This is a genomic window from uncultured Mucilaginibacter sp., assembly GCF_903893715.1.
Classification (GTDB): Bacteria; Bacteroidota; Bacteroidia; order Sphingobacteriales; family Sphingobacteriaceae; genus Mucilaginibacter.
On record NZ_CAITNG010000083.1, the window covers coordinates 1 to 8,183 of the forward strand.

General features: G+C 44.1%; 9 protein-coding genes and 1 pseudogene. 1 reads left to right on the forward strand and 9 read right to left on the reverse strand.

Annotated features, from left to right (window positions below):
- Positions 1–175: 175 nt before the first annotated feature.
- The 5 genes from QZX97_RS09890 to QZX97_RS09910 all read right to left on the reverse strand — a co-directional run bounded on the left by QZX97_RS09890 (position 176) and on the right by QZX97_RS09910 (position 3,639).
- Entirely contained in the window at positions 176–805 is a 630-nt protein-coding gene (locus QZX97_RS09890) for a Crp/Fnr family transcriptional regulator (protein ID WP_295651719.1), read from the reverse strand.
- Between the two features lie 42 nt (positions 806–847).
- Positions 848–1,066, reverse strand: a complete 219-nt coding sequence (locus QZX97_RS09895) for a hypothetical protein (RefSeq protein ID WP_295651717.1) — start codon at positions 1,064–1,066, stop codon at positions 848–850.
- 321 nt (positions 1,067–1,387) lie between these two features.
- Complete coding sequence (locus QZX97_RS09900; RefSeq protein WP_295651715.1) at positions 1,388–1,594, reverse strand: hypothetical protein; 207 nt, start codon at positions 1,592–1,594, stop codon at positions 1,388–1,390.
- Between the two features lie 146 nt (positions 1,595–1,740).
- The gene (locus tag QZX97_RS09905; RefSeq protein WP_295651713.1) at positions 1,741–2,238 is read right to left on the reverse strand and encodes a hypothetical protein; all 498 of its coding nucleotides are present in this window, start codon (positions 2,236–2,238) and stop codon (positions 1,741–1,743) included.
- 12 nt (positions 2,239–2,250) lie between these two features.
- A complete protein-coding gene (locus QZX97_RS09910; protein ID WP_295651711.1) occupies positions 2,251–3,639 on the reverse strand; it encodes a LutB/LldF family L-lactate oxidation iron-sulfur protein in 1,389 nt (462 codons plus the stop codon).
- A 155-nt stretch (positions 3,640–3,794) separates the two neighbouring features.
- On the opposite strand from QZX97_RS09910, the gene QZX97_RS09915 reads away from it, so the two are divergent.
- A complete protein-coding gene (locus tag QZX97_RS09915; protein WP_295651709.1) occupies positions 3,795–4,553 on the forward strand; it encodes a hypothetical protein in 759 nt (252 codons plus the stop codon).
- 38 nt (positions 4,554–4,591) lie between these two features.
- On the opposite strand, the gene QZX97_RS09920 is transcribed toward QZX97_RS09915, so the two are convergent.
- The 4 genes and pseudogenes from QZX97_RS09920 to QZX97_RS09935 all read right to left on the reverse strand — a co-directional run.
- The gene (locus QZX97_RS09920; protein WP_295651707.1) at positions 4,592–6,142 is read right to left on the reverse strand and encodes a M28 family peptidase; all 1,551 of its coding nucleotides are present in this window, start codon (positions 6,140–6,142) and stop codon (positions 4,592–4,594) included.
- 27 nt (positions 6,143–6,169) lie between these two features.
- Positions 6,170–6,601 carry a ribose 5-phosphate isomerase B gene (rpiB, locus tag QZX97_RS09925; protein WP_295651705.1) on the reverse strand — a complete coding sequence of 144 codons (432 nt, stop codon included), beginning with the start codon at positions 6,599–6,601 and terminating at the stop codon, positions 6,170–6,172.
- 10 nt (positions 6,602–6,611) lie between these two features.
- Positions 6,612–7,481 (reverse strand): twin-arginine translocase subunit TatC, encoded by an 870-nt coding sequence (gene tatC / locus QZX97_RS09930; protein WP_295651702.1) that lies wholly within the window; start codon positions 7,479–7,481, stop codon positions 6,612–6,614.
- A 74-nt stretch (positions 7,482–7,555) separates the two neighbouring features.
- Positions 7,556–8,183 (reverse strand): annotated as a pseudogene (locus QZX97_RS09935) (acetyl-CoA carboxylase biotin carboxylase subunit); the annotation flags it as partial.

The window sequence follows — 8,183 nt, forward strand, 5'->3', positions numbered from 1 at the left end:
GAAGCCGGCATCTGAGCAATGTAATGTTTTCATGATTGTTTTGGGTTTTAAATTTGCTAATTGTTTTGTTGAAACAAAGTTATAAGCCATTAACAATCAGAACGGTATCAAAAGATACATAAGGAAAAATAAAATTTTTACGTGGAATACGGAAGATGTAAAATGGAAGATGTAGTCAGACTAACTCTATTTTTCCTCTGAAAAGTTTTATCTTTTTTTGGCGTTCGTAATCTTTGAGGATGCGCGATATCACTACCCTGGTAGTACCCAATTCGGAAGCGAGTTGCTGGTGCGAAAGTTCGATCGACTTACTGCCGTCTGCCAGTGCTTTGCTTTTCAGATATTCCCGAACCCGAACATCGATATGTTCGAAAACCAGGCCCTCGAAGGAGTTAATGAGCTCATCATATCGTTTCCTGAACATGTGCATTACATACTTGTTCCACGATGGGTATTTCATCTGCCATTGGTCTATCAGGTCGGCGGGGAAGACCAGTACTTCGGTCGGTTCGGCAACGATTCCATGCGAGGTGCTTTTGTTATTGAAATAGGCCGCCGCCAGCGACATGGTGCAGGTTTCCTGTGCTTTTACATAATAAAGCAATATCTCGCGGTCTTCCTTTTGCTGAAAAACGCGGATAGAACCTTTTAACACAATGGGCAGGAATTTGACATACTGTCCATCGCGCACAATGGTATCGCCTTTGTTAAGCGAGAGGAGTTTGCCATGTTCCAGCAATTCGGCCTTAAACTGTGGCTCGTTAAAAAAAGTAAGTTTTTTAAGAAGTTCGTTTGTGGTTTCCATACACAAATTGAACAAAAATTTCATTCAAAAAAACAGGGAAATTTACTTGAGTTGTCGTTGCAGTTTTTTCAAACGCAAAACCAACAGCACACAAACAGCCAAAAAACCAACAAACCCAATACCCGAACTTACAGTACGCCACATCGTGTTACCGTTTAAGGCTTTGATAAATACTGTTAAAGCCCATATACAAATCAACAGGTTTAGCCATAAAGCTACCCGTACACGTCTTATCAAATCGGTTGTGCTGGTTATTTCCATCGAACTAAGATAAACTTTTCAAGTATAATATTTATAAAAAGACGGGGGTGTATTGTCATCATTAAAATGTTTATAGGGAAATATACCGTACTATAATCGGAGAAACAGGCATAGGGGTTCGTAGACAGAGGCTACGAACAGCTGTGGTTGAAAAAATATAAAAATACGGTAGGCACCGATTTGCGCATAACTACAATTTCAAAATAAAGCTTGTGCAATTTCAAAATAAACGACAGGTAAAACTATACACACAGTAGTCGTAGACTACATGCATAATAGTTCGTAGACAGAGTCTACGAACAGCGGGTGGGATTGGAAGAATTATAGCTCATTCAAAAACTCGTCGGCATTACGGGCTTTCTTTTTACCTAACTTTATAAGCTTCAGTTCTTCAACTGCTTCGCGTATCTCTTCAATAAGTAAAGCTTTCTCATTAGTAATAGCTTTAGCCTTTACGTACGAAATATCATTCAGTACATTCATTAATGAAGCCGCTTTGTTATCGGGTATGTCCAGTAATACTTTCATTGTGTTAGCGCAAATGCTATTACAAATATAGCTTATTTTTATTTGAGTACTTTATGGGGATTGAGTTTACTACTCTATAGCGATGCAATCGCTAAACCATGTTAAGCGCTCGTTGCAAACGAGCGCAAGGAGGGTAGATAACTATTTTATTTAGACAAGGGAAAATGTACGGAACTCTTTTTTTCAACAGGCGAAACTGTGGGCTCCCAAGCTTCCAATCTTGTGATTTTTTCGATAGAACCACCCCAAGCACCCATATGTCCGGTTTTGGTATCAAAAGTACCTTCTACTATCACATAATTTTTTATAAGCTTTTTTATGTTTGGCAGTCTCATGCTATCTCTTGACATATCTACCCACAAGCCGTTTTTGCATATCGAGTTATCATAGTCCTCTTTGTGAAAATATAATCCATTACCTTCAAACTCCAAATTAAGGTAACCAATAACCCTAACACGTTTATGATTATAGCTTTGCGGGTCAACAATTAAATTTAACATGGAAACATCGCTCAAATCAGTATTAGTGACTATGTTTTTTTTAATTAATAATGAGTCGTTTGAAATATTTTTATCTGAATTTGATTGACAAGATAAAAAACCTATCAAAGAAAAAAACAATATCAAATTTCTGTATCTTTTCATTCACTATTAAATCTATTCCTCCACCCCCTTATTCTTCTCCTTCCAAAGCTTGCTGAACGACTGCTCGGCCACGTTGGGCATGGCCCTAAAATGTCCCCAGCTTTTTTTGAAGTAACGGTTGAGGATGCGGTTTTTGGTTTTGCCGCTAAAAAAGTCCATCATTTTACGGCTTAGCATGCCTTTTTTCCAGAGTTTCCAGCCCCAGCGCTCTTTGCGGGTTACCAGGCCTTCTTTTACCGCGTCGCGGCGGTTGAGGAGCAGCATTTTGTGTATCTCGATCTTTACAGGGCAAACCTCGCTGCAATTGCCGCAGAGACTGGAGGCGTAGCTGAGGTGTTTAAAGTCTTCCATGCCGCGCATGTGCGGGGTGATGACCGACCCGATGGGCCCGCTGTAGGGCGTGTTATAGCTGTGCCCGCCAACGTTTTTGTAGATGGGGCAGGCATTTAAGCAGGCGCCGCAACGGATGCAGTACAGCCCCTGGCGCTGCTCTTTTTGGGCAAGCAGGTTGGTGCGGCCATTGTCGAGCAGGATCACGTACATTTCTTCGGGGCCGTCGGTTTCGCCGGGTTGACGGGGGCCGCTTAAAATGGAGTTGTATACCGTAAGATTTTGACCCGTTCCGTGTGTGCTGAGCAGGGGCCAGAACAGGTCGAGATCGGCCATGGATGGGATGATCTTTTCGATACCCACAATGGCGACATGTATTTTAGGGAAGGTGGTGCAAAGGCGCGCGTTGCCTTCGTTTTCGCTTACAGCGATGCTGCCGGTATCGGCAATCAAAAAGTTAGCCCCGGTAATGCCCACATCGGCAGCGAGGTATTTTTCGCGCAGCAGTTCGCGGGCTTTTTGGGTAAGTTGTTCGGGCGTGGCGTCGATGGGTGTATCAAAACGCTCGTGGAAAAGTTTGGCGATGTCTTCCTTGCTGAGGTGCATGGCCGGGGTAACGATATGGTATGGCGGCTGGCCGAGCAGTTGAACAATGTATTCGCCCAAATCGGTCTCTAACGACTCCATTTGGTGGCTTTCCAAAAACTCGTTCAGGTGGATTTCTTCGGTGACCATCGATTTGGATTTGACCACCGTTTTGGCACCGGCGCGCTGCATAATTTGTAGTATTTCGGCCTGGGCTTCTTTGTAATCGTTGGCCCAGATAACCTTGCCGCCGCGGCGCTGAAAGTTAAGCTCGAACTCGGGCAAAAACTTGTCGAGGTTCTCCATCACTTTCCACTTGATCATGTGGGCCTTGCGTTTGGCGTTTTCGAGGTTGGCTATCCGCGACAGGCCACGTTCAACGGCCACATCGTACTTGCCGATATTGTAATTCAATATGCGTCGGTGGTCCCTGTCAAAAACCTTATCCTCAGTCGCTACCAAAAATTCGTCGGCAATGGTTGTCATAACATCAAAAATACGGCATTATTTTTTTGATTACACCGATTAGGGGTTGATTGCACTGATTATTTTATCCACACAGGCCGCTTATCAAATTCGGTGTTTTCACGGATTGCGACGTTGTTTTATAATGACTATTTTGAGGGACTGAATCAATTGACATGAATAAAAGATATTTGGCAGTATTTATCTGTATCATCTTTAGTGCTACATCGGGCTTTAGCCAAACACGGACGATGAAAGATTTGGTGGGTAAATGGCTACGGACCAATAATATTGTACATAAAGACAGTGTTGAGTATATCTTTGTAAACGACAGCCTTTTTATTTTCAAAGACAAAAAAGGGTTTTTCAGGGATATTTACAGATGTCGTTTCGATTTACATCAGGACCCGATTGAGTTCACCCGATACGGAATTAACCGCGATGGCAATACCATTGAAATAAAATACTTATTAAAATTTGTTAACGACAATACCATCGCCTTGCAAACTAAGGAACAGAAAGACCCCAAGAAAGCGATTACGGTGTTACTGACGAAAATTGACAGCAAAGATTATTCTTATATCACAAAACCAACTCTTTTGCACCTCAAGGGCTGGTGGATGTATTCCATGGATAAGTTTGTAAATTTCATTAGCGACAGCTTGGCGACAATAAAAGATGGCGGCAATTTTGCAGTTCTATATAGCTATAAAGTTGATTTCACCAAATACCCTTATTATATCGACCTCAAATCGCAGGAGGACAATAAAACAGTCCAAGGCCTCTTCACACTCCCTACCGACTCAACCATGATCTTCGCGACTTTTCCGCACAATGATCGTAAAGGTTACTTCAATACTTTTTATAGATATACTTATTTAAAACTTGATTCTGTTAAAAGAGCGATTATGATAAAAAGGATACGATCGAGATAGCCAATCATACCCTTTTTACATTATATTTTAAATAATCCTTACTGTTTCCCGGTATTCCCGTCAACGACCGGGCGCTTATCGCGGTTAGCCAGATCCCAGCCAGTATAGAACACCAGTTGCGCGCGTTTGGCCAGCAGCGGAAAGTTGATCTTGCTTACTTCGTCGCCGGGTTGGTGGTAATCGTCATGGGTACCATTAAAATAAAAAATAATGGGCACGCCATGTTTGGCAAAGTTGTAATGATCGGACCGATAATAAAAACGGTTTTTGTCGTTAGGGTCGTCGTATTTATAGTCAAGATCGAGCTTGGTGTAGGTTTTGTTTGCGAGCTCATTGGCTTTGCGCAGGTCGGTACTGAGCATGCCCGATCCTATCACATACACATAATTTGCCGAATCGGGTTTACCGATGTAGTCATAACCAACACGACCTATCATATCGATATTGAGGTCGGTAATGGTTTTTTCGAGCGGGAAAACCGGGTGGTCGGTATAGTATTTTGAGCCCAATAATCCTTTCTCTTCGCCCACGTTGCCTAAAAACAAAATGCTGCGGCGCGGGCCGTGGCCTTCTTTTTTTGCTTCAGCGAAAGCTCTGGCAATTTCTAAAATACCTGTGGTACCCGAGCCATCATCATCGGCGCCGTTGTTCACCTTGTCGGTACCCGATGTGGTGAGGCCGATATGGTCGTAATGTGCTGAAAATACCAGCACCTCATCCTTCAGGTCGGTACCGGGCATATAACCCAATACATCGACCGCTTTGGCCTCATTGCTAATGGTACTGATGGTGGTGGATATCTGCCCTTTCAACACCGTGTTGGGTTGTGAGCCGTCGGCATCTCCCGAGGCCTGAAACGTTTCGAATGTTTCGCCCGAGTTGACGAATAATTGCGCGGCAACCTCGGCCGAAATATTGTAAACCGGTGCCAAAACGGGGATGGGACCATCTTCTTTAATAGTTAAACGGCCACCGCCGCCATTACCGCGACCGCCATATAGGTTTTTTAATATGTTGGCCACGTTGGCCGATGTAGCCAGTATCAACGCCGGTTTTTTGGTCTGGATAAAATCGATGCGTTTGCTAACATTCGGGGGCGATTCGCCATCGTTTACCAATAGCACCACTTTGCCTGTAATGTCAGTAGAGCCAAGTTCCACTGCAGGGTCGCCACCTTTTTTATGGTTCAGATATACAAAATCGGTAGCTGTAATTACATTATCGGCAGTAATACCTGTGTTATATGCGTTTGCATAAAATTGTTTACGGTATGCGTAGGAAGTACCGTTGATGGTGAGCGTTTTTACGGTAAACGAATTTTCGACGAGGGGTACATTTAAAAAGTAGGAGCCGTTTACAGGCGGCTGCAGGCCTAAGCGTTTAAATTCTGCTTCGATGTAGTTGGCGGCCATGGTGGCACCGGGTTTACCGGTTTCGCGGCCTTCAAAGGCGTCGGACGCGATGATGCTTAAATGTTTTTTGGCGTCATCGGCAGTGATGAGCGAGGCGTATTTTTGCGCTATCGGGTCCTGGGCGTATAGCCCGGCGGACAATGCCAACGCGACAGCGGTGGTGTAAATTTGTTTCATTTGGTCAGTTAAAAAATTGACCCTAAGTTAACAAGAAATTTTATTTACACGATTGGCGTGTCGGCCACCTTCAAATTCTGTCGTAAAAAATATTTCGATGATGCTTTGGGCTAATTCAAACGAGATAAAACGCTCGGGGATGCATACGATGTTGGCGTTGTTATGTCTGCGTGCCAGGCTTGCCAGTTCTTCGTTCCAGCAAATAGCGGCACGGATGCCCTGGTGTTTGTTGGCGGTTATGGCCACACCGTTGGCGCTGCCGCAGATGAGTATACCGAAATCAAATTCGCCGCTCTCAACAGCCGAGGCTACAGGGTGGGCAAAATCGGGGTAATCTACAGAGTCGGAACTAAAGGTTCCAAAATCTTTCAGCTCCGCCACCTGCAATGTTTGCAGCAATTGTTGCTTGTAACTGAATCCGGCATGATCGCCACCGATGGCGATTTTTAAATTGTGCATCTATCTAAAATTATGAGTTCATGAACTCCTGCTCTTTTTTGAGTTTACGTTTTTGCACGCGGGCCGCAACAGATATGCTCAACTCGTACAAGCCGAACAAAGGCGCACTCACGACCAGCATCGTTGTAGGGTCGGGCGTAGGTGTCACCAGCATGGCGATCACCATAATGATGATGATAGCAAAGCGGCGCTTTTCGCGCATAAACTTGGGCGTCAATATGCCTAAAGTAGCGAGTATAAACACCACGATAGGCAACTGGAACACCAGGCCGCTCACCAAAGTTAATGTTGCTACCGAGGTAAGGTACGAGTCGATAGTGAAGGTGTTTTGAATATCAGGACTGATTTGGTAATTGGTGAGGAAGTGGATAGACAAGGGCGAAACCACATAATATCCAAAAAGAATGCCCGCGATAAATAAAGTTGAAGAGAAGAATACGAAACCGCTGGTAGCTTTTTGTTCTTTCTCCTTTAAAGCCGGTTTAACAAAGCGCCATATTTCCCACAATAAATACGGGAAACCAAAGATGATACCCAGCATGATAGACGAATTGATCTGGATAGAGAACTGACCCGCCATTTCGGTATTGATGATTTTGCCGGGGATACTGGTAACACAAAGGCCGTTGTTATTTAACAACACACCCAGTTTGCACAACATGCGATAGGTAAAAAAGTCGCCATTTTTGGGACCCATGATGATGTTTTGCCAGATGGACTGGAAGTAATAAAAAGCAACACCGGCAAAAACCACAACAGCGAGGGCCGCACGGATGAGGTGCCACCTGAGTACTTCAAGATGATCGAAAAACGACATTTCGCTTTCGAGGCTTTTTGTTTTGCTGCGTATCGCTTTTAGGAATCTGTTGTCGTCGCTCATGGTTGTGTTAAAAACAAAAGTACCACTCTTGGTTTACAGAACGGTACTTACATTTTAAAGTTGCAATTTAGTGATTATTCGGAAAACTCAAACGTTTCCATAAACTTGGTGGTAAAATTACCCGCCCTAAAGTTTGGATCTGCCAATAATTTTAAATGGAACGGTATAGTGGTTTTAACCCCCTCAATCACAAATTCCGACAAGGCACGGTGCATGGTGTTCAAAGCCTCTTCGCGGGTTTGGGCCGTACAGATCACCTTGGCAATCATAGAATCGTAGTTGGGCGGTATCACATAACCGGTATACACATGCGTATCGATACGTACACCATGGCCACCCGGCGAGTGGAAATTGGTAATTTTACCCGGCGACGGGCGGAAATCTTTCGACGGGTCTTCGGCATTGATGCGGCACTCGATGGCACACATGGTTGGCTCGTAATTTTTACCCGATATCGGGATACCCGCGGCTACTTTGATCTGTTCTTTTATCAAATCAAAATTGATCACCTCTTCGGTAACCGGATGCTCTACCTGGATACGGGTGTTCATTTCCATGAAATAAAAGTTGCGGTGTTTGTCCACCAAAAACTCTACTGTACCGGCACCTTCGTATTTTACGGCTTTGGCACCTTTTATGGCGGCTTCGCCCATTTTTTTGCGCAGTTTTTCCGTCATGAACGGCGATGGAGACTCTTCCACC

Bases quoted from the DNA above. Each gene is read 5' to 3' on its own strand.
- QZX97_RS09910 (WP_295651711.1), bottom strand. From the start codon at position 3,639: ATGACAACCATTGCCGACGAATTTTTGGTAGCGACTGAGGATAAGGTT.
- rpiB (WP_295651705.1), bottom strand. From the start codon at position 6,601: ATGCACAATTTAAAAATCGCCATCGGTGGCGATCATGCCGGATTCAGT.
- QZX97_RS09900 (WP_295651715.1), bottom strand. From the start codon at position 1,594: ATGAAAGTATTACTGGACATACCCGATAACAAAGCGGCTTCATTAATG.
- QZX97_RS09920 (WP_295651707.1), bottom strand. From the start codon at position 6,142: ATGAAACAAATTTACACCACCGCTGTCGCGTTGGCATTGTCCGCCGGG.
- QZX97_RS09905 (WP_295651713.1), bottom strand. From the start codon at position 2,238: ATGAAAAGATACAGAAATTTGATATTGTTTTTTTCTTTGATAGGTTTT.
- QZX97_RS09895 (WP_295651717.1), bottom strand. From the start codon at position 1,066: ATGGAAATAACCAGCACAACCGATTTGATAAGACGTGTACGGGTAGCT.
- QZX97_RS09890 (WP_295651719.1), bottom strand. From the start codon at position 805: ATGGAAACCACAAACGAACTTCTTAAAAAACTTACTTTTTTTAACGAG.
- QZX97_RS09915 (WP_295651709.1), top strand. From the start codon at position 3,795: ATGAATAAAAGATATTTGGCAGTATTTATCTGTATCATCTTTAGTGCT.
- tatC (WP_295651702.1), bottom strand. From the start codon at position 7,481: ATGAGCGACGACAACAGATTCCTAAAAGCGATACGCAGCAAAACAAAA.